Annotated in this window: 23 protein-coding genes; 16 read left to right on the top strand and 7 right to left on the bottom strand. The window is 71.2% G+C overall.

Going from position 1 to position 24,678, the window contains the following annotated elements; all coding sequences use genetic code 11:
• Positions 1 to 403: 403 nt before the first annotated feature.
• Positions 404 to 583 carry a hypothetical protein gene (locus tag ABD858_RS13645; RefSeq protein WP_345037071.1) on the bottom strand — a complete coding sequence of 60 codons (180 nt, stop codon included), beginning with the start codon at positions 581 to 583 and terminating at the stop codon, positions 404 to 406.
• A gap of 85 nt (positions 584 to 668) precedes the next feature.
• On the opposite strand from ABD858_RS13645, the gene ABD858_RS13640 reads away from it, so the two are divergent.
• Complete coding sequence (locus ABD858_RS13640) at positions 669 to 1,832, top strand: serine hydrolase domain-containing protein (protein WP_345044497.1); 1,164 nt, start codon at positions 669 to 671, stop codon at positions 1,830 to 1,832.
• A gap of 34 nt (positions 1,833 to 1,866) precedes the next feature.
• Here ABD858_RS13640 and ABD858_RS13635 read toward each other — a convergent pair whose 3' ends face one another.
• The 5 genes from ABD858_RS13635 to ABD858_RS13615 all read right to left on the bottom strand — a co-directional run bounded on the left by ABD858_RS13635 (position 1,867) and on the right by ABD858_RS13615 (position 7,813).
• The gene (locus tag ABD858_RS13635; RefSeq protein ID WP_345037068.1) at positions 1,867 to 2,475 is read right to left on the bottom strand and encodes a dihydrofolate reductase family protein; all 609 of its coding nucleotides are present in this window, start codon (positions 2,473 to 2,475) and stop codon (positions 1,867 to 1,869) included.
• 121 nt (positions 2,476 to 2,596) lie between these two features.
• Complete coding sequence (locus ABD858_RS13630; protein ID WP_345037066.1) at positions 2,597 to 3,124, bottom strand: YbaK/EbsC family protein; 528 nt, start codon at positions 3,122 to 3,124, stop codon at positions 2,597 to 2,599.
• Between the two features lie 112 nt (positions 3,125 to 3,236).
• Positions 3,237 to 4,859 (bottom strand): penicillin-binding transpeptidase domain-containing protein, encoded by a 1,623-nt coding sequence (locus ABD858_RS13625; RefSeq protein WP_345037064.1) that lies wholly within the window; start codon positions 4,857 to 4,859, stop codon positions 3,237 to 3,239.
• 145 nt (positions 4,860 to 5,004) lie between these two features.
• On the bottom strand, positions 5,005 to 5,610 hold the full coding sequence (locus tag ABD858_RS13620; protein ID WP_345037062.1) for a hypothetical protein: 606 nt from the start codon (positions 5,608 to 5,610) through the stop codon (positions 5,005 to 5,007).
• 433 nt (positions 5,611 to 6,043) lie between these two features.
• Positions 6,044 to 7,813, bottom strand: coding sequence for a dolichyl-phosphate-mannose--protein mannosyltransferase (locus ABD858_RS13615; RefSeq protein ID WP_345037060.1), 1,770 nt, complete (start codon positions 7,811 to 7,813; stop codon positions 6,044 to 6,046).
• 60 nt (positions 7,814 to 7,873) lie between these two features.
• Between ABD858_RS13615 and rsmI the strand changes: the two genes are divergently transcribed.
• The 12 genes from rsmI to ABD858_RS13555 all read left to right on the top strand — a co-directional run bounded on the left by rsmI (position 7,874) and on the right by ABD858_RS13555 (position 22,141).
• Positions 7,874 to 8,731, top strand: coding sequence for a 16S rRNA (cytidine(1402)-2'-O)-methyltransferase (gene rsmI / locus ABD858_RS13610; protein WP_345037058.1), 858 nt, complete (start codon positions 7,874 to 7,876; stop codon positions 8,729 to 8,731).
• A 175-nt stretch (positions 8,732 to 8,906) separates the two neighbouring features.
• The gene (locus ABD858_RS13605) at positions 8,907 to 9,341 is read left to right on the top strand and encodes a hypothetical protein (RefSeq protein ID WP_345037056.1); all 435 of its coding nucleotides are present in this window, start codon (positions 8,907 to 8,909) and stop codon (positions 9,339 to 9,341) included.
• Positions 9,342 to 9,383: 42 nt separating this feature from the next.
• A complete protein-coding gene (locus ABD858_RS13600) occupies positions 9,384 to 10,253 on the top strand; it encodes a TatD family hydrolase (RefSeq protein WP_345037053.1) in 870 nt (289 codons plus the stop codon).
• Positions 10,254 to 10,279: 26 nt separating this feature from the next.
• Entirely contained in the window at positions 10,280 to 11,692 is a 1,413-nt protein-coding gene (locus ABD858_RS13595; RefSeq protein ID WP_425586193.1) for a resuscitation-promoting factor, read from the top strand.
• Positions 11,689 to 12,564, top strand: a complete 876-nt coding sequence (gene rsmA, locus ABD858_RS13590; protein ID WP_345037049.1) for a 16S rRNA (adenine(1518)-N(6)/adenine(1519)-N(6))-dimethyltransferase RsmA — start codon at positions 11,689 to 11,691, stop codon at positions 12,562 to 12,564. The genes ABD858_RS13595 and rsmA overlap by 4 nt, the downstream gene beginning before the upstream one ends.
• A gap of 194 nt (positions 12,565 to 12,758) precedes the next feature.
• Positions 12,759 to 13,661, top strand: a complete 903-nt coding sequence (locus ABD858_RS13585; protein WP_345037047.1) for a 4-(cytidine 5'-diphospho)-2-C-methyl-D-erythritol kinase — start codon at positions 12,759 to 12,761, stop codon at positions 13,659 to 13,661.
• A 378-nt stretch (positions 13,662 to 14,039) separates the two neighbouring features.
• Positions 14,040 to 15,851, top strand: a complete 1,812-nt coding sequence (locus tag ABD858_RS13580; protein WP_345037044.1) for an ABC-F family ATP-binding cassette domain-containing protein — start codon at positions 14,040 to 14,042, stop codon at positions 15,849 to 15,851.
• A 231-nt stretch (positions 15,852 to 16,082) separates the two neighbouring features.
• Positions 16,083 to 17,852, top strand: a complete 1,770-nt coding sequence (locus ABD858_RS13575; RefSeq protein WP_345037042.1) for an outer membrane protein assembly factor BamB family protein — start codon at positions 16,083 to 16,085, stop codon at positions 17,850 to 17,852.
• A 40-nt stretch (positions 17,853 to 17,892) separates the two neighbouring features.
• Complete coding sequence (locus ABD858_RS13570; RefSeq protein WP_345037040.1) at positions 17,893 to 19,818, top strand: outer membrane protein assembly factor BamB family protein; 1,926 nt, start codon at positions 17,893 to 17,895, stop codon at positions 19,816 to 19,818.
• A gap of 211 nt (positions 19,819 to 20,029) precedes the next feature.
• The gene (locus ABD858_RS13565) at positions 20,030 to 20,698 is read left to right on the top strand and encodes a helix-turn-helix transcriptional regulator (protein WP_345037038.1); all 669 of its coding nucleotides are present in this window, start codon (positions 20,030 to 20,032) and stop codon (positions 20,696 to 20,698) included.
• Positions 20,699 to 20,738: 40 nt separating this feature from the next.
• Complete coding sequence (locus ABD858_RS13560) at positions 20,739 to 20,984, top strand: hypothetical protein (protein WP_345037035.1); 246 nt, start codon at positions 20,739 to 20,741, stop codon at positions 20,982 to 20,984.
• 281 nt (positions 20,985 to 21,265) lie between these two features.
• A complete protein-coding gene (locus ABD858_RS13555; protein WP_345037033.1) occupies positions 21,266 to 22,141 on the top strand; it encodes a LuxR C-terminal-related transcriptional regulator in 876 nt (291 codons plus the stop codon).
• Here the strand turns inward: ABD858_RS13555 and ABD858_RS13550 are convergent.
• A complete protein-coding gene (locus tag ABD858_RS13550; protein ID WP_345037030.1) occupies positions 22,100 to 22,597 on the bottom strand; it encodes a MarR family winged helix-turn-helix transcriptional regulator in 498 nt (165 codons plus the stop codon). The two genes, ABD858_RS13555 and ABD858_RS13550, sit on opposite strands and share 42 nt — an antisense overlap.
• 130 nt (positions 22,598 to 22,727) lie before the next feature.
• Between ABD858_RS13550 and ABD858_RS13545 the strand changes: the two genes are divergently transcribed.
• The 3 genes from ABD858_RS13545 (at position 22,728) to ABD858_RS13535 (ending at position 24,661) form a co-directional block, all read left to right on the top strand.
• On the top strand, positions 22,728 to 23,552 hold the full coding sequence (locus tag ABD858_RS13545; protein ID WP_345037028.1) for a trans-aconitate 2-methyltransferase: 825 nt from the start codon (positions 22,728 to 22,730) through the stop codon (positions 23,550 to 23,552).
• A complete protein-coding gene (locus tag ABD858_RS13540) occupies positions 23,552 to 23,914 on the top strand; it encodes a VOC family protein (protein WP_345037027.1) in 363 nt (120 codons plus the stop codon). Before ABD858_RS13545 ends, ABD858_RS13540 begins: the two co-directional genes overlap by 1 nt.
• A 123-nt stretch (positions 23,915 to 24,037) precedes the next feature.
• The gene (locus ABD858_RS13535; RefSeq protein WP_345037026.1) at positions 24,038 to 24,661 is read left to right on the top strand and encodes a Uma2 family endonuclease; all 624 of its coding nucleotides are present in this window, start codon (positions 24,038 to 24,040) and stop codon (positions 24,659 to 24,661) included.
• The last annotated feature ends 17 nt before the right edge of the window (positions 24,662 to 24,678 follow it).

Here is a 24,678-nt window from a genome sequence, read left to right as displayed (position 1 = left end):
CGCCGGACTCCGTCCGTCGGAGTGGGACTGCGGCTTGCCGGTCACCTGCGGCCGGTGTCAGCGGCAGAAGCCGTCCAGCAGTTCCGCGTCCGCGTTCAGCCGTGTGTCTGTTCCTCTTGACGCCGTCCTCGCGCCGCTCGGCGCCGGGGCGCCTCCCGGGCTTCGGCCGGCTGCGCCGGACTCCGTCCGTCGGAGTGGGACTGCGGCTTGCCGGTCACCTGCGGCCGGTGTCAGCGGCAGAAGCCGTCCAGCAGTTCCGCGTCCGCGTTCAGCCGTGTGTCTGTTCCTCTTGACGCCGTCCTCGCGCCGCTCGGCGCCGGGGCGCCTCCCGGGCTTCGGCCGGCTGCGCCGGACTCCGTCCGTCGGAGTGGGACTGCGGCTTGCCGGTCACCTGCGGCCGGTGTCAGCGGCCGAAGCCGTCCAGCAGTTCCGCGTCCGCGTTCAGCCGTGTGTCCGTGGGGACGTGCGTGGGCGGTTCCTCGGACGGGGCGGCGGCGCGGCGCAGTACATCGGCCACGTCGTCGACCCTGTCGGGCCGGAGCCGCTCCACCAGATCGTGCAGCTCTTTCTTCGTTGCAGCCATGCACCCAGGTTAGGAGCGTGCTCGAGCGCGTTGCACCATGGGAAGGGTGCGCCACAGGGGCGCGGCAGAAAGGGAGCGCTCAGTGGTGGACGTGCAGGGCACGGTGGCGGCGGGCTTCGAGCCCGTCAAGGACGCCTTCGTGCGGAACTTCGACGTGCTCGGCGAACGAGGCGCCGCCGTCGCCGTCTATCAGGACGGCCGCAAGGTCGTCGACCTGTGGGGCGGCACCCGGGACGTCGACGGCACCGAGCCATGGGTGATGGACACCGCCCAGATCGTGCGCTCCGCCACCAAGGGCATCGCGGCCTCCGTCCTGCTTCTCCTGCACCAGCGCGGCCAGGTGGATCTCGACGCTCCCGTCGGCACCTACTGGCCCGAGTTCAAGGCGAACGGCAAGGAGCGGGTGCTGGTCCGCCATCTGCTGGCCCACCGCGCGGGCGTTCCCGTACTCGACCGGCCGCTGACCCCCGCCGAGGCCGCCGATCCCGTACTCGGCGCCGCGGCCGTCGCCGCCCAGGCGCCCGCCTGGGAGCCCGGCAGCACCCACGGCTACCACGCGCAGACGTACAGCTGGCTGCTCGGCGAGCTCGTCGGGCGGGTGACCGGCCGCACACTGGGACGCTGGGTGGCCGAGCAGATGGCCGAACCGCTGGGCCTCGACTTCTGGATAGGCCTGCCCGACGACGAGTCCCACCGGGCGGACCGTGTCGGCCCCGTGGACCCCCCGGCTGCCGGACCCGCCCTCAAGACCCGCCCCAAGCCGGCCGTCTCCGAGGCCTACCGGGACCCGGCCTCCCTCACCCGCCGTGCCTTCGGCGCCATCGACCCGCTCCCGGACGAGAACCGCCCCGCGTACCGCGCCGCCGAACTCCCCGCCTCCAACGGCATCTCCACCGCCCGCGGTCTGGCCCGCGCCTACGCGGCGATGATCGGCGACGTCGAGGGCGGTCACCGCCTCTTCGCCCCCGCGACGCTCACCCTCGCCCGCACCGAGGAATCCGCGGGCCCGGACAAGGTGCTGGTCGTCAACACCCGCTTCGGCCTCGGCTTCATGCTGCACGGCCCGTCCTGCCCGCTCCTCGCCCCCGGCTCCTTCGGCCACCCGGGCCGCGGCGGCTCCCTCGGCTTCGCCGACCCGGAGTCGGGCATCGGCTTCGGCTACGTGACCAACGGTCTGCAGAAGGGCGTCACCGCGGACCCCCGCGCCCAGGCGCTCGTACGGGCGGTCCGGTCCGCGGTGACGGGCTGAGCGGCCTCCACGAGCAGATATCCGTGCCCGCGTGCTACGCCGTCTCCTTCGGCGCGTAGCTGAGGATGATCAGGCCGGTGCTGTGCACCTCGGTGCCGGTGAGGGTGAACCCGGTCCGGATGCCGTCCCGGTAGAGCAGCTCGGACGGCTCGGCCTTGCCGGAGAGGACCGGGTGGAGCCAGATCCGGAGCTCGTCGAGCAGGCCGTTGTCGAGGAGCAGTCGGGTCACCGGGCCGAAGCCGTACTGGAGGATGTCCCCGCCCGGCTGTTCCTTCAGCTTTCGCACCTGGGCCACCACATCGCCGCTGATCACACTGGTGTTCGTCCAGGTGGGGTGCTGCAGCGTGGACGACACGACGTACTTCTCGATCCCGTTCATCCGGTCGGCGAACGCGTCCGCCCCGGCGCGGGCCGACCACGCCTCGGAGAAGCCGTCGTAGGTCCTGCGGCCCATGATGAGGGCGTCGCTGCCGAAGAGCTGGGCACCGGCGGCCTTCGCGGCTTCCTCGCCGAAGTAGTCGAAGTGCCAGTCCTGCATGTTCGCGATGTCGCCGTCGAGGGTCATGTACGTGGCGTTGACGATCTTGCGCATGGTGTCCGTCCTTCGCTCGGTCCGTGAGGTGCCGAAGGTGTAGACGGTCATGAGGACCGGAACTCATCGCAGCGAGCGCGCGGGCCGATGGCCGGTCAGGCCGCGTGCGTCATCAGACCGATGCCCACCACCATCAGGCCCGCGGCCGCGATCCGCGGCGGGCCGAAACGCGTCACGCGTTGCGCTCGCGGACATCCACCAGAATGCCGCCGGCGTGGGCGATCAGGGTCTTCGGGTCGAGCGGGAACACCGCGTGCGGGGTGCCGGCCGCGGCCCACACCACGTCGTGGTCGAGCAGTCCGCGGTCGGCCAGGACCCGGGTCTTCGTACGGTGTCCGAAGGGCGGTACGCCGCCGATGGCGTAGCCGGTGGTCTCCCGGACCAGGTTCGCGTCCGCGCGCTTCACCTTCTCCGCGCCCAGCTCACGGCGTACGAGCTCCACATCGACCCGTGACGCGCCGTCCATCAGGACCAGCACCGGGACGCCTCCCCCCTGCTCCCGGCTGTGCTCGAGCAGGGGGGACCCCCATGCCGAGAAGATCAGCGACTTCGCGATCCGGGACAGTTCGCAGCCGATGGCGGCCGCGGCCTCGGCGGCGGTGCGGGTCGAGTCGGGGAAGCGGCGCACCTCGACGTCCAGGCCGAGTTCGCGCAGGGCCTCGGCGAAGAGGGGGTGTGCGGAGGAATCGGGAGAACTCATGGTCCGCACGCTAGCGGTGTGCGTCCGTGCCGGGCGAACACGTTTCACTCTGCGGCACGGTTGCGAGTGCGCGACCCGTGTCGCCGTTCCACGTCCGGCAGGCCGGGCTACGTCAGCCCGCGCCCAGTACCGTCGCCACCACCGGGCCCGCCGCGTCGCCGCCGTGGCCGCCGGACTGGACGACTGCGGCCGCCGCCAGGTCGTCACGGAATCCGGTGAACCAGCTGTCGGACGCGGCCTTTCCGTCGACCTCCGCGGAGCCGGTCTTCGCGCCTTTGTCGCCGCCGAGGCCGGCCATGGCGGTGGCGCCGGTGCCGCTGGTCGCGGTGAGCCGCATCATGTCGCGCAGCTGCCGGGCCACGGAGTCCGGAAGCCGCCGCGCCGCTCGGGCGATGGGCCGGTCGTCGAGCTCCGCGGAGACCAGGATCGGCTGCTTGAAGACACCCGACTTCGCCGTCGCGGTGATGGACGCGATGTTGAGCGGGTTCATCTGGACCTGGCCCTGCCCGATGTACGCGGCAGCGGCGTCGGCGCCCGTCGTCTCCGGCACTCTGCCGTCGAAGGAGGCGATTCCGGTCTTCCAGTCCAGGCCGATACCGAAGACCTCCGTCGCCTCCTTCGAGAGCGCGGACTCGTCCTTGGTGTCGTCGATGAGCTTGATGAAGGCCGTGTTGCAGGACTTGGCGAAGCTGCGGGCGAAGGTCGTTCCTTCGGGGAGGGAGAAGCCCTTGAGGTTGGTGAAGGCCCGGCCGCCCCATATGGCCTCCGGCGGGCACTCGGCCGGCTTGTCCGCGGCCACCAGTCCCTTCTCCATGAGCATCGCGGCCGTGACGATCTTCATCGTCGACCCCGGAGCCAGCGTGCCCTGCATGGCCGCATTGAAGCCGTCGTCACGGTTGTTGGCGACGGCCCGTATCTTGCCCGTACTCGGCTGGATCGCGACGACCGACGCCTGGTCGTACCGCTTCACGGCCCGTTCGGCGGCAGCCTGGACCTTCGCGTCGAGCGTGGTGCGCAGCTCGCCCGGTTTGCCCTCGGTGAGGGTGAGCAGCGACCGGTCGGGGGCCCCGCCGTCCCCACCGTCGATGACCAGCTCGACACCGGACTCTCCGCCCGCACTCTGCCCGTACTTCTCGCGGAGCCCGTCCAGCACCGGCCCGAGCGAGGGGTACTTCTCCCTGGTGAGCTCCACGCCGTCGCGGTCCAGGGCCTTGACGGGCGGCGCCGAGGCCGGGCCCGTCATCAGCCGTTCGCCCTTCCTCAGGTCCGGGTGGACGACCGTCGGCTGCCAGTCCACCAGGGCCTTGCCGGTCGTCGCGCCGCGTACGACGGTGAGCTCCGACTCGTACTCCCAGGGCTTGCTCCGCCCTTCGTACGTGACCTGGGCGGTGACCCTGAACGGCACCTTCGCGCCCACGGCCGTGCCCGTCGTGAACGTCGCCTTCGTGATGTGCGCGTCCTCGCGGTAGCCGGCGATCGCGGGCTGCGCCTCGGCGGCGTTGTCGGTGAGCTCGGCTGCGGCGCGCTCATCGCCCGCCGCCCAGGCGTCGAGGAAGCCCTTGACGGTCTCACGCACCTCGTCGGCGCTCGGCGGCCCGGTCTTCACCGTCGAGCTGCCCGCCCGCGTACCCGTACCGGTCACCGCGTCGACCACGTTGTACGCGCCGTAGCCGATCCCCCCGGCCACCACCGCGAACACCCCACCGACAATCGCGACCTTCGCTCCACTGCGCATGACAGCCCCTCCCCACGAGGGCTGTAACTCTACGGGACGGGTGTGACACGCGGTGCGCTCGAACCCGCGCATCCAGCCATCGCTGGGCGTCCGTGCGTACAGCCCGCACCATTCCGCGGGGTGCTCCGGTGGCGACCGCCGACGGCTATCCCTGAGCGGACGGGGGGTATTTCTCTATGAGATTCGGGCTGGGCGGCGGGTATTTTTCTATGAGGCTAGGTTTGGGAAGGGGGTACTCTTCCGCGAGTGAGCTGGTGGAATGCGTCAGCTTGAAATTCACGCTGGCCATGTCGCCGGACAGGATCTCGCCGTTCACGGCCTTCAGGTACCACGTCCGTGTCTCGCCGGGAAGGAAGCCGCGCTCCAGGCCGTACTGCTCACCGTCGAGGTCACCGCTGCTGCAGCTCGACCCCTCGAACAACTGCAGCCTGGGCGCCATCGTCACCGTTTCCCAGGGGTTGAGATGCAGGTCGACGGTCAGGACGCCCCGGGTCTCGCCGCCTTCGCATGCCCAATAGCTCAGCGTGCCGTCCGGGTGGTCGTGGGTCAGGGTGACATGTCGTTCGAAGTGGAAATCGCCGGTGGACTCGTATTTGAAAATCCCGGCCGAGTTGTATACGTGCATGTCGCCGGTGAGAGTGACCGTGTGAAAGGTGGCCGCGGAAGCGGGCTGTGCCGTCCCCATGACCAGCATCGGGGTTGCCAGAACCGCAGCCGCGACGGCGTATCGCAGTCTCTTCTTCAGTCTCATCTTCACCCCTCGCAATCGCTCGGCCCCTCGACGGCGGCTGAGGCTGACTGCCTTTCCGGGCGTTGGTCCTGAATGATTCTGCGTACTCCTCCGAGTGCCCGTCGGACGTATTCGGCCTCAGGATTCGCAGGCGTCCAGGCTGACGGGCCGGCGCTGTGGACCACGGTGTTTTCAGGCTCGCAAGAACCGTCTCGGGTGGCAACCCGACCATGGCAAGCCCACGGTGGGAGCCGGTCCCGGGCCGACGCCCTGCGCGCTGTGCCGCAGTCGTCAGATCCAGATGTTCAGCCCGAGGTGTTCAACGGGGGGAATCGGGGCGGCGGACGCCGGGCCGTCTCTGGGCCGTCCAAGGGCCGCCAATGGTCACCGGGAACCACCGACAACGACCAAGAGGGCGCGACCGACGGTCGCGCCCTCTTCTGCGTTTCACTTGCTAGATCCAGGTGTCCAGCCACATCCGGTTCCGCCAGGCGTCCATGGGAATCGTCTGGCCTGTGTAGATCGGCCAGAAGTAGATGAAATTCCAGATGATCAGCAGCACCAGCACGCCCGCGCCGACCGCTCCGGCCGCCCGCCGTCGCTCGCTTGCCCCGGGCGGCCCCAGGATCGCGCCGATCATCATCGCCACCGCCAGGCACAGGAACGGTACGAACACGACGGCGTAGAAGAGGAAGATCGTCCGCTCCTGGTAGAGGAACCAGGGGGCCCAGCCCGCCGCGACGCCGCAGGCGATCGCCCCGGCCCGCCAGTCACGCCGGAACAGCCAGCGCCACAGCACGTAGCAGAGCGCGAAGCAGGCGGCCCACCACAGCAGCGGGGTGCCGATGGCCAGGACCTCGCGGGCGCAGTCGCCGCCGCCCTGCGGGCAGCCGTGCGTGCCCGGCTTCGGGGACTCGTAGAAGTACGACACCGGGCGGCCGAGCACGATCCAGCTCCACGGGTTGGATTCGTACGCGTGATTGTCGGTGAGGCCCACATGGAAGCTGTAGACCTCGGACTCGTAGTGCCAGAAGCTGCGCAGCGCCGCGGGCACCCAGGACATGTCGAACTGGGGCAGCCCCACTTCCCCGAACAGGGGCAGTTTCACATGGTCGGGCGACAGGCCCGCGCGGTTGTCCGCCCAGTCCCGGAAGTACCCGCCCTTCGTGAAGAACCAGCCCGACCACGACACCAGGTAGGTGGCCAGGGCCACCGGCACCGTGGAGACGAACGCGGGCAGCACATCCCGCCGGAACACCGCCCGGTACGGGCGCTCCGCGCCCGCCGTGCGGCGGGCGCCCACATCCCAGGCGACCGTCAGCAGGCCGAAGGCGGCCAGGATGTACAGGCCGTTCCACTTGGTCGCGCAGGCCAGGCCCAGACTGACGCCCGCCGCCAGCCGCCATGGCCGCAGGCCCAGGCGCAGCGTTTCCGCGACCGTGGCGTCGGGCAGCAGCGCACCCTCGTCGGACACCGGAAGCGCGGCGGCCAGCCGGGCCCGGGCCCGGTCCCGGTCGATCAGCAGACAGCCGAAGGCGGCCACCACGAAGAAGGACAGCACCTGGTCCAGCAGCGCCGTGCGGCTCATCACGAAGTGCAGCCCGTCGACGGCGAGCAGCGCACCCGCCAGGCATCCCAGGAACGTCGAGCGGAACATCCGCCGCCCGATCCGGCACAGCATCAGCACCGACAGGGTGCCGAGCACGGCCACCATGAAGCGCCAGCCGAAGGGGGTGAAGCCGAACAGCTTCTCGCCGAGCCCGATGACCCACTTGCCGACCGGTGGATGCACCACATAGCCGGGGTCGGTGGGGATGGGAACGGCCGACGGATCACTGAGGATCGACTTGTCGATGTTCTTCGGCCAGTCGCCCTCGTAGCCCTGGTTGATCAGCGCCCAGGCGTCCTTGGCGTAGTACGTCTCGTCGAATATCACCGCGTCCGGGCTGCCCAGATGCCAGAACCGCAGCACCCCGGCGATCAGTGCCACCAGCAGCGGACCGCCCCACGCGGACCAGCGCACCAGGCGCTCCGCCATCAACGGGGGCACACCCAGCACCATCCACAGCCGGTCGCCGGGCCGGTTGAACGGCGGTACCAGCCGCTCGCGCAGGCCGGCGCGCGTACCGGGCGCGTAGCCGAACCGGCGCAGCCGCTGCTGCCAGGAGGGCGGCTGTTCCCCCGCGGCTCGTCCCTGCTGGGTTTCAGACGCTGTACTGGTCACCGCGCCATCGTAGGGAACGTGTCCGTGCGAGTGCTGCCACGCTGCTGCGAGGATGGCGGGGTGACAGGAACGCTCGTACTCGCAGGCACCCCCATCGGCGACATCGCGGACGCGCCGCCCCGGCTCGCCACAGAACTGGAGAACGCCGACGTGGTGGCCGCCGAGGACACCCGGCGCCTGCGCCGGCTCACCCAGGCGCTTGGCGTGCACACCCGGGGGCGTGTGGTGTCGTACTTCGAGGGCAACGAGGCGGCCCGTACCCCCGAACTCGTCGAGGCCCTGGAGGGCGGCGCGCGTGTGCTGCTGGTCACCGACGCCGGCATGCCGTCCGTCTCCGACCCCGGCTACCGGCTGGTCGCCGCCGCCGTCGAGAAGGACATCAGGGTCACGGCCGTGCCCGGCCCGTCCGCCGTGCTCACCGCGCTCGCGCTGTCCGGGCTCCCGGTGGACCGCTTCTGCTTCGAGGGGTTCCTGCCGCGCAAGGCGGGCGAGCGGCTGAGCAGGCTGCGGGAGGTCGCCGGCGAGCGCCGCACCCTCGTCTACTTCGAGGCCCCGCACCGTCTCGACGACACCCTCGCGGCCATGGCCGAGGTGTTCGGTTCCGTGCGCCGGGCCGCCGTCTGCCGGGAGCTGACCAAGACCTACGAGGAAGTGAAGCGCGGCCCGCTCGGCGAGCTCGCGGAATGGGCGAAGGAAGGCGTACGGGGCGAGATCACCGTCGTCGTCGAGGGCGCTCCCGCGCCCGGGCCCGGCGAACTGGACGCGGAGGAGCTGGTGCGCAGGGTCCGGGTGCGCGAGGAGGCGGGGGAGCGGCGCAAGGAGGCCATCGCGGCGGTTGCGGCCGAGGCAGGCCTACCCAAACGGGAGGTCTTCGATGCGGTGGTGGCGGCAAAGAAAGCGGCTGGAACGGGCCCATGAGTGCGTAAAGGTCTATCGTGAAAAGCAAAGCTCAGACCGTGCATTCAGGCCTTCCGGAACGTGGCGGCCAAATCCTCACCAATTAGCCGGAAGGCCTGATGCGCTCCCGCCGGAACAGGCGTCCACTGGATACACACCGCCTGCGTGGCAGGGGTGGTGGACAGGAGGAGCTGGCATGAGTGAAATACCGGGCACCCCGAGCGGAGCACGGCCCGTCCGGGTCGCCCCGCCCGAGACCGTGCAGGAGTCCTACGCGTTCGCATGTGTGACGTGCGGCCACGCCTGGGAGCAGACCTACGACATCGAGCACCACATAGACGGCCGCGGTCAGCCCTTCTTCGTGTACCGCGTGCAGGGTCAGCAGGTGCCGTCCCCACTGAACCGGCTCAGTTGCCTCAACTGCGGCGGGCACAAGATCCGCATCATGCGGGCCGGTCAGGTGTCCTCCCTCGTGGAGTCGCTCCGCCGTCAGCATCTGGCGCCCCCCACGGGTGCCGCCGCGGGGCCCGTCCCCGCATCGGTCCCGGAGGCGAAGACCGAGGGCGGGGACCGGCCCGAACGGCGTCGCCGCCTCGGCGACGTACTGCGCGGCCGCAAGCACCGCACCTGAGGTCAGGGCCCGGCGTCACCGGGCTCTCATAGGATCGTCCTCATGAGCTCGAAGGACGCCCCGCCGCCGCTGCCCGTACCGCTCGGAGTGCCGGTCGCCGATTCGCACACCCACCTGGACATGCAGCACGACACCGTCGAGGAGGCCCTCGCCAAGGCCGCCTCGGTCGGCGTCACCACCGTGGTCCAGGTGGGCTGCGACATCAAGGGCTCGCGCTGGGCGGCGGAGACGGCCGCCATGCACGAGAACGTGCACGCCGCGGTCGCCCTGCACCCCAACGAGGCACCGCGGATCGTTCTCGGCGACCCCGATGGCTGGTCGCGGCAGGGCGCCCGGATGCCCGGCGGGGACGCCGCGCTCGACGAGGCGCTCGCCGAGATCGACCGGCTCGCCGCCCTTCCGCACGTACGGGCCGTCGGCGAGACGGGGCTCGACCACTTCCGTACGGGTCCCGAGGGCATGGCCGCCCAGGAACGTTCCTTCCGCGCCCATATCGAGATCGCCAAGCGGCACGGCAAGGCGCTCGTCATCCACGACCGCGACGCGCACGCGGACGTCCTGCGCATCCTGGCCGAGGAAGGCGCCCCCGAACGCACCGTCTTCCACTGCTACTCCGGCGACGCCGCGATGGCGAAGACCTGCGCCGAGGCCGGATACTTCATGTCCTTCGCCGGCAACGTCACCTTCAAGAACGCCCAGCACCTGCGCGACGCGCTGGCCGTCGCGCCCGCGGAGCTGGTCCTCGTCGAGACCGACGCGCCCTTCCTGACCCCGGCCCCGTATCGCGGGCGGCCCAATGCGCCGTATCTCGTCCCGGTCACGGTACGGGCCATGGCCGCGGTGCGAGGTGTCGAGGCGGACACCCTGGCCGCGACGATCTCGGCCAATACGGCGCACGCTTTCGGTTACTGACCGACAACGACTCGCTCTGTTCGCTCATGACAGAGCGTTGTCGTGCCGCTTTGGAGAGTGACGAACGCTCCGCTAGTGTCCCGGCCCGAACCGGACCGGACGGAGCGTTCGTGAGCATTTCGCAGAGCAGCAGCCGCAGTCACCGTGCCCCCCGGGGTGCCCGCCCCGCACCGAGGCCGGCAGCGCCCGCCCCTCCACCGGCGAGCGTGAACCCGCACACGGCCCCGACACACACGGGCCGACGGGCAGCCGCGGACCCGCCCGCCGCACCGGGCCCCCGGAACGAGGGGACCGATGGGCGGGAGACGCGCAGGGCCGCTCGGCGGCACCGGGCCGCCCAGCGGCCCGAGCATCTGCGGCGGCTCGTGCCGCAGGCCCTGGTCGTCGCCTTTCTGGCCGGCGGCACCTCGGCGTTCGTCGCCAACGACAAGGCCGTCCGCCTCACCGTCGACGGCGGCGAGTCCCACACCGTGCACACCTTCGCCGGCGATGTCGCCGAGTTCCTCGACGACGAGGGCATCGACATCGGCGCCCACGACCTCGTCGCCCCCGCCCCCGCCACCCCCCTGACCGGCGGCGACGAGGTCGTCGTCCGCTACGGACGCCCCGTCACCATCACCATCGACGGGCAGCGCCGCCGGCTGTGGACCACCGCCGGCACGGTGGAGGGCGCGCTGCGCCGGCTCGGGGTGCGCGGGGAGGGCACGTATCTCTCCGTCTCGCGCTCCTCCCGGATCTCCCGCTCCGGCCTCGCCCTCGACGTACGCACCGAACGCACCGTGACCTTCATGGTGGACGGCCGCGAACGCACCGTCCGTACGAACGCCGCGACCGTGGGGGAGACCCTCCAGCAGGCCGGGATCACCCTGCGCGGACTGGACACCACCTCCGTACCGCCCGGCAGCTTCCCGCGCGACGGCCAGACCGTCACCGTCATGCGGATCAGGGACAGCGAGGAGGTCCGCGAGGAACCCATCCCCTTCGACGTCGAGAAGACCCATGACCCGGACCTCTTCGCCGGCACCGAGGTCGTCGTACGAGCCGGGCGGCGCGGCAGCCGCCGCGTCACATACGTCCTGCGGACCGTCAACGGTGTCCGGCAGAAATCGCGCAGGACCGGCGAGGAGGTCCTCCTGGAGCCCGTTCACCAGCTGGTGAAGATCGGCACCAAACCGCTGCCGCCCTCGGTCTCCGGCGCGGACGGCCTGAACTGGACCGCGCTCGCGCAGTGCGAGTCCGGCGGGCGGGCACACGCCGCCGATCCGTCCGGGAGGTACGGCGGCCTGTACCAGTTCGACGTCCGGACCTGGCACGCCCTCGGCGGCCGTGGACGGCCGCAGGACGCCTCGGTCGCGGAACAGACGTACCGGGCGAAGAAGCTCTACGTACAGCGGGGGTCGAGTCCGTGGCCGCACTGCGGCCGTAGGCTTTACGGGTGAGCACCACAGAGCCCGACGCCCTCCTGGGCCCCGCCGACATCCGCGAACTCGCCGCAGCACTGGGCGTACGCCCCACCAAGCAGCGTGGCCAGAACTTCGTCATCGACGCCAACACCGTCCGCCGGATCGTCCGCACGGCCGAGGTCCGTCCCGACGACGTGGTCGTCGAGGTCGGCCCCGGGCTCGGCTCGCTGACCCTGGCCCTGCTGGAGGCCGCCGACCGGGTCACGGCCGTCGAGATCGACGACGTCCTGGCCGCGGCGCTGCCGTCGACGATCGCCGCGCGCATGCCGTCGAAGAAGGACCGCTTCGCCCTCGTCCACTCCGACGCCATGCGTGTCGAGGAGCTGCCGGGCCCCGCCCCGACCGCGCTGGTCGCCAACCTCCCGTACAACGTGGCCGTCCCGGTCCTGCTCCACATGCTCGACCGTTTCCCGACCATCGAGCGGACCCTGGTGATGGTCCAGGCCGAGGTCGCCGACCGGCTCGCCGCCCGGCCCGGCAACAAGGTGTACGGCGTGCCCTCCGTGAAGGCCAACTGGTATGCCGAGGTCAAGCGCGCCGGCGCCATCGGCCGCAATGTGTTCTGGCCCGCCCCGAACGTCGACTCCGGCCTCGTCTCCCTGGTCCGCCGCGAGCCGCCGAAGACCACCGCCACCAAGGCCGAGGTCTTCGCCGTCGTCGACGCGGCCTTCGCGCAGCGCCGCAAGACCCTGCGTGCCGCGCTCGCCGGCTGGGCCGGCTCCGCCGCCGGGGCCGAGGCCGCGCTGGTCGCGGCCGGTGTCTCCCCGCAGGCGCGGGGCGAGTCCCTGACGGTCGAGGATTTCTCGGCGATCGCCGAACACCGGCCGGCACCGGCATCCGCGTTCTGACCCTCCGCGCCCCGGGCCGGTCGGGCCGGGGCGCGGTATGCGTGCGGCCCGTTCCGCCCCGCCACGGCAGTCGGTCCCCCGAGGGCCCGTGCGGTCCGTCCGACCGCTTCGATGTCTCCTGTCAGTGAGTCAGCCCGGCCCGGTCGCGGTGTTGCACCCGTCCGTTTCCGCCCCGTTCCCGAGAGGTCCCGCACGTGTCCGGCTCCGTCACCGTACGAGTCCCCGCCAAGGTCAACGTCCAGCTCGCAGTCGGCGCGGCCCGGCCCGACGGGTTCCACGACCTCGCCAATGTCTTCCTCGCCGTCGGCCTGTACGACGAGGTGACCGTCACCCCGGCCGACGAGCTGCGGATCACCTGCTCCGGGCCCGACGCGGACCAGGTCCCCCTGGACCGTACGAACCTCGCCGCGCGCGCGGCCATCGCGCTCGCCGGCCGTCACGGCATCGAGCCGGACGTCCACATCCACATCGCCAAGGACATCCCGGTCGCCGGCGGCATGGCGGGCGGCAGCGCCGACGGCGCGGGCGCGCTGCTGGCGTGCGACGCGCTGTGGGGCACCGGGGCGTCCCGCGAGGAACTCCTCGCCATCTGCGCCGAACTCGGCAGCGACGTCCCCTTCAGCCTGGTCGGCGGCGCCGCCCTCGGTACCGGCCGGGGGGAGCTCCTGACTCCCCTCGAGGTCGGCGGCACCTTCCACTGGGTGTTCGCGGTGGCGGACGGCGGGCTCTCCACGCCGGTCGTCTTCCGCGAGTTCGACCGCCTCACCGAGGGCACGGACGTCCCCCTGCCGGAGGCGTCCCCGGTCCTGCTGGACGCCCTGCGCACCGGTGACACGGCCGCCCTCGCCGACGCCCTGGCGAACGACCTCCAGCCCGCGGCCCTGTCGTTGCGCCCGTCCCTGGCGGACACCCTGTCCGCCGGCACCGCGGCGGGCGCCCTCGCCGCCCTGGTCTCCGGCTCGGGCCCCACCACGGCCTTCCTGGCCAAGGACGCGGACTCGGCCCGGGCCGTCGCCGAGGCCCTGCTGGCCTCGGGCACCTGCCGCGCCGCCCGTGTCGCCGCGTCCCCGGCGGCAGGGGCGACGGTGGTGGGATGACGAGGCGCGGAGGGCTGCGGATGCGGCCACCGGGGTGGCATCACGCTACGCGCTCACCGGTACGTATCACGACCGGCTCAAGACCACGGTCCCGTACGACATCGACATCAGGCCGGACGCACTGAAGGAGCTCTGAGTCCGGCCGGCGCGACACGTACTCAGGCCCGACCCTGATCGTTGACGGCCGTGAACCTCCCCGGCATGGAGGCCGGAGTCTCCGCGCCGAAGCCGACGGGGCGGACGACGACCGGATCGCCTCGCCCACGACGGAGCGGGGGTACGCGAAGAGTGCGACGGGCGACGCTCGGCCTGGCACGGGTGGTGTCGTTCGTGGCGACTACGCTGGGAGACTGATCGATCCCCTTCCCAGGAGCGTTGATGGCCGTCAATCTGGTCAATGTCGAGGACGTCAGCAAGGTGTACGGCACGCGTGCCCTGCTCGACGGCGTGTCTCTCGGCGTGTCCGAGGGGGACCGGATCGGTGTCGTCGGCCGCAACGGCGACGGCAAGACCACCCTCATCCGGATGCTCGCCAAGCTGGAGGAGGCCGACAGCGGCCGGGTCACGCACAGCGGCGGGCTGCGGCTCGGTGTGCTCACCCAGCACGACTCGCTCGACCCCGCCGCCACCATCCGGCACGAGGTGATCGGCGACCTCGCCGATCACGAGTGGGCCGGCAACGCCAGGATCCGCGATGTGCTCACCGGACTCTTCGACGGGCTCGACCTCTCCGGCTTCCCGCAGGGCCTGGACACGGTCATCGGCCCGCTCTCCGGTGGCGAGCGCCGCCGGATCGCGCTCGCCAAGCTGCTCATCGGCGAGCCGGATCTGATCGTCCTCGACGAGCCGACCAACCACCTCGACGTGGAGGGCATCGCCTGGCTGGCCAAGCACCTCCGGGAGCGCCGCTCGGCGCTGGTGTGCGTCACGCACGACCGCTGGTTCCTCGACCAGGTGTGTACGCGCATGTGGGACGTCCAGCGCGGCTCGGTGTACGAGTACGAGGGCGGCTACTCCGACTACGTCTTCGCCCGCGCCGAGCGCGAGCGCATCGCCGCGACGGAGGAGGCCAAGCGGCAGAACCTGGTCCGCAAGGAGCTGGCCTGGCTGCGCCGCGGCGCCCCGGCCCGTACCTCCAAGCCGCGCTTCCGCATCGAAGCGGCCAACGCGCTCATCGCGGACGTGCCGCCGCCCCGCGACACCTCCGAGCTGATGAAGTTCGCCAATGCCCGGCTCGGCAAGACCGTCTTCGACCTGGAGAACATCACCGTCCAGGCCGGCCCCAAGGTGCTGCTGAAGCACGTGACCTGGCAGCTCGGCCCCGGCGACCGGATCGGCCTGGTCGGTGTGAACGGCGCCGGCAAGACCTCGCTGCTGCGCGCGCTGGCCGAGGCGGCCCGTACGGAGGGGGAGAAGCAGCCCGCCGCGGGCCGGGTCGTCGTCGGCAGGACCGTCAAGCTCGCCTACCTCTCCCAGGAGGTCGCCGAACTCGACCCCACCACACGGGTGCTGGAGGCCGTCCAGCAGGTCCGTGACCGGGTCGACCTCGGCAAGGGCCGGGAGATGACGGCCGGTCAGCTGTGCGAGCAGTTCGGCTTCGCCAAGGAGAAGCAGTGGACGCCGGTCGGTGACCTGTCGGGTGGTGAGCGGCGCCGGCTCCAGCTGCTGCGGCTGCTGATGGACGAGCCGAACGTCCTCTTCCTCGACGAGCCCACCAACGACCTCGACATCGAGACGCTGACCCAGTTGGAGGACCTCCTCGACGGCTGGCCCGGCTCGATGGTCGTCATCTCCCACGACCGCTTCTTCGTCGAGCGGACCACGGACCGGGTGTTCGCGCTGCTCGGCGACGGCGCGCTGCGGATGCTGCCGCGCGGCATCGACGAGTACCTGGAACGGCGTCAGATGATGGTCGAGGCCGCGGCCCCGGCACCGGCGCCCGCGGCCGCGAAGGACAAGCCCGCGGACACCGCGTCTTCTCAAAGCGTGCGCGCCGCGAAGAAGGAACTCCAGAAGATCGAGCGGCAACTGGACAAGATCTCCGACAAGGAATCCAAGCTGCACGCCCAAATCGCGGAGAACGCCACGGACTTCGAGAAGGTGGCCGGACTCGACGCGGAGCTGCGGGTGCTGGCGGGCGAGCGCGAGGAGCTGGAGATGCGCTGGCTGGAGCTTGCGGAGGACGCGTAAAGAGCGCGTGCCGGGACATAACAAGCGCATCACGGGCCGGTTCTCCCTTGGGCACAGGGGGTGGACCGGCCCGTCCGGTCACGGGGCCCGGTGATAGAAAGAAATCCCGCTTTACCGATGTGAAACCGCGGGGTCCATTTCCGAATCCCCTCCGTACGGAGGCAAGTCGGCCGCCGGGAACGCGGGGGAGGCCGGCCGGGCAGCGGACCCTGCCGAAGGGGGACGCCGCCGATGACCCAGCCGCCCAGCCCGTACCCGCCGCAGGGAGGCTTCGGGGCTCCACAGGACCCCTCGGGCGAGGCCCCGGGCTTCGGCGCCCCGCAGAATCCCCCGCCGGGCGGCTTCGGCGCGCCGCAGCCGCCCGGCGACGCCGCTCCCGGCCAGGCGCCGGTCACGCCGGGGTACGGGCAGCCACAGGCGCCTGTACCCGGGTACGGATATGCGCAGACCCCTCCGGGTGGGCAGCCCGGTCACGGGTACCCGCAGGGCGGGCCCTACGCGCAGCCGTCCGGCCCGTACGGCCAGTACCCCCCGCAGCAGTTCCCCGGCGCGCCCGCGACGGCCGCCGGCGGGAACGGGCCGTTCAAACGGAGGACCGGCGCGATCATCGGGGCCGCCGTGGCCGGCCTGCTCGTCGTCGGCTGCGGAGTCTGGCTCGCCACGAGCGGCGGTGCCGACGACCCGAAGAAGCCCGTCGCGGGCGGCAGCGACGCGCCCACACCGACCGGCTCCGCCTCGGTCGACCAGGGCGACGGCAGCGGTGACGGCCGCAAGGCCGCCGAGGACCTGAACGCGGGCCGCAAGCCCGGCGAGGCGAAGGTGCTCTACCTGCACATGAACCACACCGCGCTGCCGGAGAGCGGTGGCGAGACCTACGGCCCGTGGTTCTCCGGCGACACCGTCGTGAAGGCCATGTTCCGCGAGGTCACCGGCTATTCCGCGGCAGACGGCAAACAGAAGTGGAGCGTGCCGCTGGCGACGCCGGTCTGCGCCGCGCCCCTGCAGCCCACCGCCGACGGAAAGATCGTCATCGGTGTGAAGGACGGCAACACCCGCAGCAGCGAGTGCAGCCTGCTCCAGCAGATCGACCTCACCACCGGGAAGGCCGGCTGGAAGAAGGAGATCCCGGAGGAGAACACCTTCGACATCATGACCTCGTTGGACCTGACGATCGCGGGGGACACCGTCACCGCCTCCCGCTTGGGCACCTCCAGCGCCTTCTCCGTCACCGACGGCAGGAAGCTGTTCGGCGAGATGCCGGGCGCCTGCAAGTTCGACGCCTTCGCGGGCGGCGAGAAGCTCGTCGGCGTGGCGGGCTGCACCGTCGACGGCGAGCCCAACGCATACGAGCAGGTGCAGGAGGTCGACCCGGCGACGGGCAAGGCCAAGTGGACGTTCGAGGTCCCCAAGGGCTGGAAGGTCGAACGGGTCTACTCGGTCAGCCCGGTGGTGCTGTACCTCACCAACGAGGAGAAGAAGGCGTGGAACATCTCCACGCTCACCTCCACCGGCGTGGTCCGCTCCCAGCTCGCCACCAAGGACAGCTTCGAGCCCCAGTGCGGCTGGGCGCTCAGCGACCGCAGCCTTCAGGGCTGCACCGGCGCGGTTGCCGACGGCAACACCCTTTATCTGCCGACCAAGCCCAAGGGGTCCTCGCCCCGCACCAACGAGATCGTCGCCTTCGACCTCGACACGGGCAAGGAGAAGTGGCGTTCCCCCGCCGACGAGGGCCGCACGATGCTGCCGCTGAAGATGGAGGGCGCGAACCTCCTGGCCTACACGGAGCCGGCGGCCGGCAAGGGCGGAGCGGTCACGAGCATCGCCCCGTCGGGCGGCAGCCCGAAGACGGTTCTCCAGAACCCCGCGTCGACGGCCGGGATCGAGAAGACCTTCCACTCGAAGCGGATCGACTACGTGGACGGCCGCTTCTTCATCCTCAACTCCATGATCCTCGGCAAGAAGGACACCGAGGAGAAGGCCCTGATGGCCTTCGGCAAGTAAGTGCCGCCCCCAACTCACCGTCTTCCGAGGTAGAAACACGATGACTCAGCCGCCGTCGCCGCCGAACCAGCCGCCCGCGCAGCCCCCGCCGGGAGGTTTCGGCGTGCCGCAGGACCCCCCACCGGGAGGTTTCGGCGTGCCGCAGGACCCCCCACCCGGCGGCTTCGGCGCGCCGCAGACGCCGGCGCCCGCTGACGCCGCTCCCGGGCAGCAGCCGCCGCAGGCGCCGTCGGCCTTTGGCCCCCCTCAGGCCCCCGCTCCGGGCCGGGCACAGCCTGCCGTGCCGGCCTTCGGAGGTCCGCAGGCGCCGGTCACACCGGGGTACGGGCAGCCGCAGGCCCCCGCGCCCGGGTACGGATATCCGCAGACGCCGCCGGGCGGGCAGCCCGGGTACGGGTACCCGAACCAGCCCGCTTACGGCTCCCCGCAGGGCGGCCCCTACGGGCAGCAGCCGCCGACCCAGCCCATGCAGCCGCAGCACATCCCGCCCCAGCCGGCCGGCCCCGGCGGCGGCAAGAAGTCCAAGGCCCAGATGACGATCATCATCGCGGCGGTCGTCGCCATTGCCCTGATCGTCGGCACGGGCGTCTGGTACTCCAGCGGCAAGGACGACACCGGAAACCAGGCCAGGACGGGTTCGACGGAGACCGGAAAGGGCGGCGACGACAAGGGCGGCGACGGCCCCGCCGGCCCCGGCCCCGCCAAGGAGAAGGCACCGGCGGATGTGAACTCCAAGGTGCTCTTCCAGCTGCCCCTCCCGAAGGTCACCGGCACCACCACGATCGAGGGCTCCTGGCTGACCGACACGCTCTATGTGAAGAACGGTGTCAACGAGGTCGTCGGATACGACGCGGTGAAGGGCACCCAGGCCTGGAAGACGCCGCTGCCGGGCCCGGTGTGTGCCGCGTCCCGCCATGTCACGAGCGACGACAGAACGGCGATCGTGTTCCAGCCCAGGGTGCCCACCAAGGCCGACAAGTATCCGGGCTGCACCGAGGTCGCCGCGCTCGACCTCACCACCGGCAAGCTGCTGTGGCAGAAGTCGGTGAACGACGGCGACACCAAGGCCGACTTCAAGGAGGTCACGGTCGCCGCAGGCGTGGTCGCGGCCGGCGGCCTGTACGGCGGTGCCGCATGGGACGTCAACACAGGTGCCGCGCTGTGGCAGCCGCAGGCGTCCACGGACCAGTGCCAGGACAGGGGCTACGCCGGCGGTGAGGCGCTGGTCGCGGTGCGCAAGTGCGGCGACTTCGGCCAGGAGCAGCTCACCGTCCAGGTGCTCGACACGAAGGCCAAGGGCGCGGTCCTGTCCACGTACAAGCTGCCGGCCGGCGTCAAGTACGCGCACGTCGTCTCCACCGAGCCGCTCGTCGTCGCCGCCGACGTCGGCGAGACCGCGGGCGACGGCAGCGAGATTTCGGACTTCTTCTCGGTCGACGGCAAGACCGGCAAGCTGCTCGCCAGGATCCCTGCCGACGCCGAAAAGTACGGGGCAGAGTGCCAACTGGAGGTCGAGAGCTGCTCCGGCGCGGTCGTGGGCAACAACCGGCTCTACGTCATGACCGAGGAGCACGACGGCACCGGCGACAGCTACAGCCAGACGAACGAGATCGTCGCCTTCGACCTGGCCACCGGCAAGCCGGTCCCCGGCAAGGCGGACGCCGGAAACGACTACATCGTCACCCCGCTCCGCATGGACGGCCCCAACGTCATCGCGTACAAGAAGCCCCCGTACGACAAGGGCGGCCAGGTCGTGTCCATCGACGGCACCACCCTCAAGGAGACGCTGCTGATGGAGAACCCGGCCGACGAGGCCACGCGGAGTGCCGAGAGCCGCTTCCTGCCGAGGTTCTCCGAGATCCGCTTCGGCGGCGGACGCCTGTACTTCTCGCAGGTCCTCCTCAGCGAACCGACCGGATCGGACATCGACGGCAAGTACCTGACAGTCGCCTTCGGCACCGGCTGACCGGTTCCGCCCGTGGCACGGGGAGGCGCCGCCCGGACCGGGCGGCGCCTCCCCGTTTTCGCTCGCGGGTCCCCAACTGGACCTGAATGGCGGAGAATTCGACATTCTGGGGGGCTTCTGCCCGGTAAAGGGCGCGTAACGTCGAACAAGCGTGTAGCTTGCCGGGTCAGGAGGGCCGGGGGGCCAGCTCCTGGGGGATGGGGGTTGCTCGATGGGCGTGCGGCTCATGGTGGTCGACGACCACCGATTGCTCGCCGAGGCGCTCGCCTCGGCACTGAAACTGCGTGGGCACCGGGTACTCGCCGCGGCGGCCCCGGTGGCCGGGGCGGCGGAGCTGGTGGTCAGCAGGGCTCCTGAGGTGTGCCTGCTGGGGACCGCGGCGCCGGCCGAGCCCGGCACCTTCGACCCGGTCGTCCGCATCAAGCGGGAGCGCCCCCAGGTGGCGGTGGTCGTCCTCGGCCCCGTTCCCAGCCCGCGCGGGATAGCGGCGGCCTTCGCCGCCGGGGCGTCCGGGTACGTACGCCACGACGAGCGCATCGAGGGCGTCGAACGCGCCATGATCAAGGCCCGCGCGGGCGAGGCGGCGGTGGCGCCGCAGTTGCTCCACGGCGCGTTCGCGGAACTGCTGAACCCGGCGGTCGAGCCGGACGACGAGGGCCAGCGGCTGCTCCACATGCTCACCCCGCGCGAGGTCGAGGTACTGGTCCGGGTCGCGGACGGGGAGGACACTCGTCTCATCGCGGCCGGGATGGGGATAGCCCCGAGCACGGCCCGTACACATGTGCAGAGGGTTCTGATGAAGCTGGGCGTGGGCTCCCGCCTGGAGGCGGCGGCCCTGGCGGCCCGCACGGGCCTGCTGGACCGCGCATCGGGCAGCTGACGCCCCACGTGGTGCGCCCCGGACCCGCGCGCCCGACGGAGTGGCGCGCACAGGACTCCGCCGCGCACTGGACTCCTCGTACGACGCGGTCCTGCGCTTCGTCGCCTTCTCCTGGTGCCGCCGTTCCCGTCACCGTGTCCGCCCCGACCGTGCCCACCAGCCCGGGCGCGTACGGGCCACGGCGCGTGCCGGGCTGCTCGCCGCGATGCGGGACGGGTGCGCGCACGGCGTGCGCCCCGGCGCGAAGCCGGGTGCGTACAACCGCCCGCCACTGTCGGGCGTTTGAGCGACGGAACGATACGCCGATCCGTCGACCACTTCCGTCGCGATCCGGCACACCAGGATCACCGTGCACATCCCGGCCTCCCAGTTCTGCAAATTGCCTTCCACTCCCGGCGTCCGGCCCTACTCTGATGCACAGCACCGGTGGGGGCCGGTGCCGATCAGGGGTCGAGTCAGTCGGGTACGACGCTCGGGGTGGGGGTAGCAGTAACGGCACGGCGGCGGCCGTGCTTCTGCGGTGACCCCGATCCCGGGCGCCGTACCCGCGCCGTCGGCTCCGGACGCATGGGGGTGTCTGTGGTTCGTATCCGGGTTCTGGTGGTGGACGATCATCGCATCTTCGCCGAGTCGCTCGCCGCGGCTCTGGCGGCCGAGCCCGACGTCGACGTGGCCGCGGCGGGCAGCGGGCCGGCCGCGCTGCGCTGCCTGGAGCGCGGAGCCGCCGAGGGGCGCAGATTCGACGTGATGCTGGTGGACGCCGACCTCGGCGCGACGGCCGTGGCCGCGGCGCGTGCCACCCCGGCGCCGGCCGCCGTTCCGGTTCCCGCCGACGGCAGCGAGGACGTCTCCCAGGCTCTCGACTTCTCCCCCACTCTCGGCTTCGCTCGAGCGGGGGGACCCCCCTACGCAGGGGGGACCCCCACGGTGGACGGAATCTCCCTGGTGGCAGGGGTGCGTTCCGCCCAGCCCACGGTCCGTACGGTCGTACTCGCCGAGAAGGACGACCCGCGCCGGGCCGCCCTCGCGCTCCAGGCCGGGGCGTCCGGCTGGGTCGCCAAGGACTGCTCCCTGCAGCGGCTGCTCGCGGTCATCCGGGGTGTGCTCCGCGACGAGACGCATCTGCCGCCGGCCCTGCTCACCGGCGTACTGCGCGAGCTGACCGCGGCCCGCAGGCACCGCACCGAGAGCGAGCGACTGGTGGAGTCGCTGACCCCGCGCGAGCGCGAGGTGCTGCGCTGCATGGTGGCCGGACTGGGCCGCAAGGCGGTCGCCGAGCGGCTGTTCCTCTCCCCGCACACGGTCCGTACGCATATGCAGAACGTCCTCGGCAAGCTCGACGTGCACTCCACGCTGGCCGCGGTGGCGCTGGCCCGCAGGGCCGGAGTCGGCCCGGTCGACCTAGCCGGGGATGTTGTCGAACGGGGCGGTCAGCCGGCGTAGCAGCCCGGCGAGTTCACCGCGCTGGGCCCGGGACAGTTCCGCGAGGATCGCCCGCTCCTGGTCGAGCAGCCCGGAGAGCGCCTGGTCGGCGCGGTCGCGGCCCTCGGGGGTGAGGCGGACCAGTACCCCGCGCCGGTCGCTGGGGTCGGGCAGCCGCTCGACCAGGCCCTTCTTGGCGAGCCGGTCGATACGGTTGGTCATCGTGCCCGAGGTGACCAGCGTCTGGGTCAGCAACTGGCCGGGAGAGAGCTGGTAGGGCGCGCCCGCGCGGCGCAGCGAGGTGAGCACGTCGAACTCCCAGGGTTCGAGACTGTGCTCGGAGAACGCGAGCCTGCGGGCCCGGTCGAGATGGCGTGCCAGTCTGCTGACGCGGCTGAGTACCTCGAGCGGTTCCACGTCGAGGTCGGGGCGCTCCCGGCGCCATGCCGCTACCAGTCGGTCGACCTCGTCCTCCATGACGATCAGTGTAGAGGGTCTGTCGACATGAAGTCTCTTGACGTCAAGATATATTCTGTGGACGATTGGGCATGTCCGGGCCGGAACGCCGTTCCGCTTGGGTACACACGGCCGGCAAGGGGGCTCGAACATGCATTCCGCACCTACCTGGGATCCACAGCAGTACCTGCGCCACTCGGAACTCCGCACCCGCCCGTTCCTGGACCTTCTTCAGCGGATTCCCGCCCTGCCCAGCCGCGACCGCCCCGCCCGCGTGGCCGACCTCGGCTGCGGCCCCGGCCATGTCACCGCCCTGCTCGCCGACCGCTGGCCGGATGCCCGCATCACCGGCTTCGACATATCGCGCGACATGCTGGAGCAGGCCGAGCGCCACCACGCCGGCCCCACCCCCGGCGGCGGACGGCTCGACTTCCGGTACGCGGACATCGCCCACTGGACCCCCGACGAGCCCTACGACCTGATCGTCTCCAACGCCGCCCTGCAGTGGGTGCCCGGCCACCCCGAGTCCTTCGCCGCCTGGCTCGACGGCCTCACCCCGGGCGGCATCCTCGCCTTCCAGGTCCCCGGGAACTTCACCTCCCCCAGCCACGCCCTGCTCGGCGAACTCTGCGCCACCCCGCGGTGGCGCGACCGGCTGGCCGGCCACGGCCGCCGCTTCGTCCACATCCTCGAACCCGCCGACTATCTCGACCGCCTCGCCGACCTCGGATGCGAATCCGACGTCTGGGAGACCACCTACCTCCAGTTGCTGCCCGGCGAGGACCCGGTCCTCGACTGGACCAAGGGAACCGCCCTGCGCCCCGTCCTCACCGCCCTCGCCGACGACCCGGAAGCCACCGAGGAATTCCTCGGCCAGTACCGCGACCTGCTCCGCAAGGCATACCCCCCGGCCCCCCACGGCACGGTCTTCCCGTTCCGCCGGGTCTTCGTCGTCGCCAGGAAGGCCGCGTTCTGATGCTCGCCGCCGTCGACCACGTCCAACTCGCCGCCCCAGAGGGCTCCGAGGACGCCCTCCGCGCGTACTACGTGGACGTCCTCGGCATGACCGAGATCCCCAAGCCCCCGGTCCTGGCCGCCCGCGGCGGCTGCTGGTTCGCGGCCGGTACGGTCCAGCTCCACCTGGGCATCGAGGACGACTTCCGCCCCGCGAAGAAGGCCCACCCGGGCCTGCGGGTCACGGACATCGAGGCATACGCGGCCCGCCCGGAGTCCAAGGGCGCCACGGTGGTCCGGGACCACAACCTCCCGGGCCACCGCCGCTTCTACTCCGAGGACCCGGTGGGCAACCGCCTGGAGTTCCTGGAACCGACGAGCTGACTCACTCCTTCGCGTGGTCGATTGGCATATGCGCACACCGGGGCGCCACGACTGCGTAGCGTCCTGGTGTCGCTTGTGCCGCCCTGGTGCCCGCGCCCACACTGACGGAGGAGGTGCTTCTCGATGACCGCTCTCGCGCATGAGGTGATCCCGGTGACGGATGACAAGCCGGTCTCCGAACTTGACGAGTTCCTGTGGCAGACGTGGAAGGCCCTGGAGCTCCCCGAGGGCTACCGCGCCGAGATCATCGAGGGAGCCATCGAAGTGTCGCCGACCGGTCGTCGCCGCCATGGCGTGGTCATCAACCGTCTCCGCCGGGCGCTGGACGCCCATCTGGCCGACAGTGACTACGCGGCTTACCAGGACATCAACGTCATTCACCGCCGCAAGTCCTGGATTCCGGACCTCTTTGTCGCGCCGCTCGACCTGGACGAGATCCCCGATGAGGAGGACCTCGGCGTCGAAGCCGTAGGCGTTGCCAAGGTCATCGAGGTCGTTTCGCCCGGCTCCGGGAACATCGAGCGCGACCGGGTCCGCAAGCGTCGCGAATACGCCCGCGCGGGCATCCCGGTATACGTGATCATCGACGACTTCGACGCGGAGGGCGCCGTCCTCGTGCTGACTGCTCCCAACCCCAAGAAGGCGACGTACGAGGACGAGCACCGGGTGCCGTACGGCACCGACGCAGTCATCCCCTCCGGCCCCGCCAAGGGTTTCGCGATCGGCGACGCGATTACTCGTGCCTGAGCAGGTTGCCGCCTTGT

Origin of the sequence: Streptomyces sannanensis (assembly GCF_039536205.1) — a bacterium.
Lineage (GTDB): Bacteria > Actinomycetota > Actinomycetes > Streptomycetales > Streptomycetaceae > Streptomyces > Streptomyces sannanensis.
This window is presented reverse-complemented; position numbering and strand designations above follow the sequence as displayed.

Bases quoted from the DNA above. Each gene is read 5' to 3' on its own strand.
- ABD858_RS13645 (WP_345037071.1), bottom strand. From the start codon at position 583: ATGGCTGCAACGAAGAAAGAGCTGCACGATCTGGTGGAGCGGCTCCGG.
- ABD858_RS13635 (WP_345037068.1), bottom strand. From the start codon at position 2,475: ATGACCGTCTACACCTTCGGCACCTCACGGACCGAGCGAAGGACGGAC.
- ABD858_RS13630 (WP_345037066.1), bottom strand. From the start codon at position 3,124: ATGAGTTCTCCCGATTCCTCCGCACACCCCCTCTTCGCCGAGGCCCTG.
- ABD858_RS13625 (WP_345037064.1), bottom strand. From the start codon at position 4,859: ATGCGCAGTGGAGCGAAGGTCGCGATTGTCGGTGGGGTGTTCGCGGTG.
- ABD858_RS13620 (WP_345037062.1), bottom strand. From the start codon at position 5,610: ATGAGACTGAAGAAGAGACTGCGATACGCCGTCGCGGCTGCGGTTCTG.
- ABD858_RS13605 (WP_345037056.1), top strand. From the start codon at position 8,907: ATGAGTGAAATACCGGGCACCCCGAGCGGAGCACGGCCCGTCCGGGTC.
- ABD858_RS13600 (WP_345037053.1), top strand. From the start codon at position 9,384: ATGAGCTCGAAGGACGCCCCGCCGCCGCTGCCCGTACCGCTCGGAGTG.
- ABD858_RS13595 (WP_425586193.1), top strand. From the start codon at position 10,280: ATGACAGAGCGTTGTCGTGCCGCTTTGGAGAGTGACGAACGCTCCGCT.
- ABD858_RS13580 (WP_345037044.1), top strand. From the start codon at position 14,040: ATGGCCGTCAATCTGGTCAATGTCGAGGACGTCAGCAAGGTGTACGGC.
- ABD858_RS13575 (WP_345037042.1), top strand. From the start codon at position 16,083: ATGACCCAGCCGCCCAGCCCGTACCCGCCGCAGGGAGGCTTCGGGGCT.
- ABD858_RS13570 (WP_345037040.1), top strand. From the start codon at position 17,893: ATGACTCAGCCGCCGTCGCCGCCGAACCAGCCGCCCGCGCAGCCCCCG.
- ABD858_RS13565 (WP_345037038.1), top strand. From the start codon at position 20,030: ATGGGCGTGCGGCTCATGGTGGTCGACGACCACCGATTGCTCGCCGAG.
- ABD858_RS13555 (WP_345037033.1), top strand. From the start codon at position 21,266: ATGGGGGTGTCTGTGGTTCGTATCCGGGTTCTGGTGGTGGACGATCAT.
- ABD858_RS13550 (WP_345037030.1), bottom strand. From the start codon at position 22,597: ATGGAGGACGAGGTCGACCGACTGGTAGCGGCATGGCGCCGGGAGCGC.
- ABD858_RS13545 (WP_345037028.1), top strand. From the start codon at position 22,728: ATGCATTCCGCACCTACCTGGGATCCACAGCAGTACCTGCGCCACTCG.
- ABD858_RS13540 (WP_345037027.1), top strand. From the start codon at position 23,552: ATGCTCGCCGCCGTCGACCACGTCCAACTCGCCGCCCCAGAGGGCTCC.
- ABD858_RS13535 (WP_345037026.1), top strand. From the start codon at position 24,038: ATGACCGCTCTCGCGCATGAGGTGATCCCGGTGACGGATGACAAGCCG.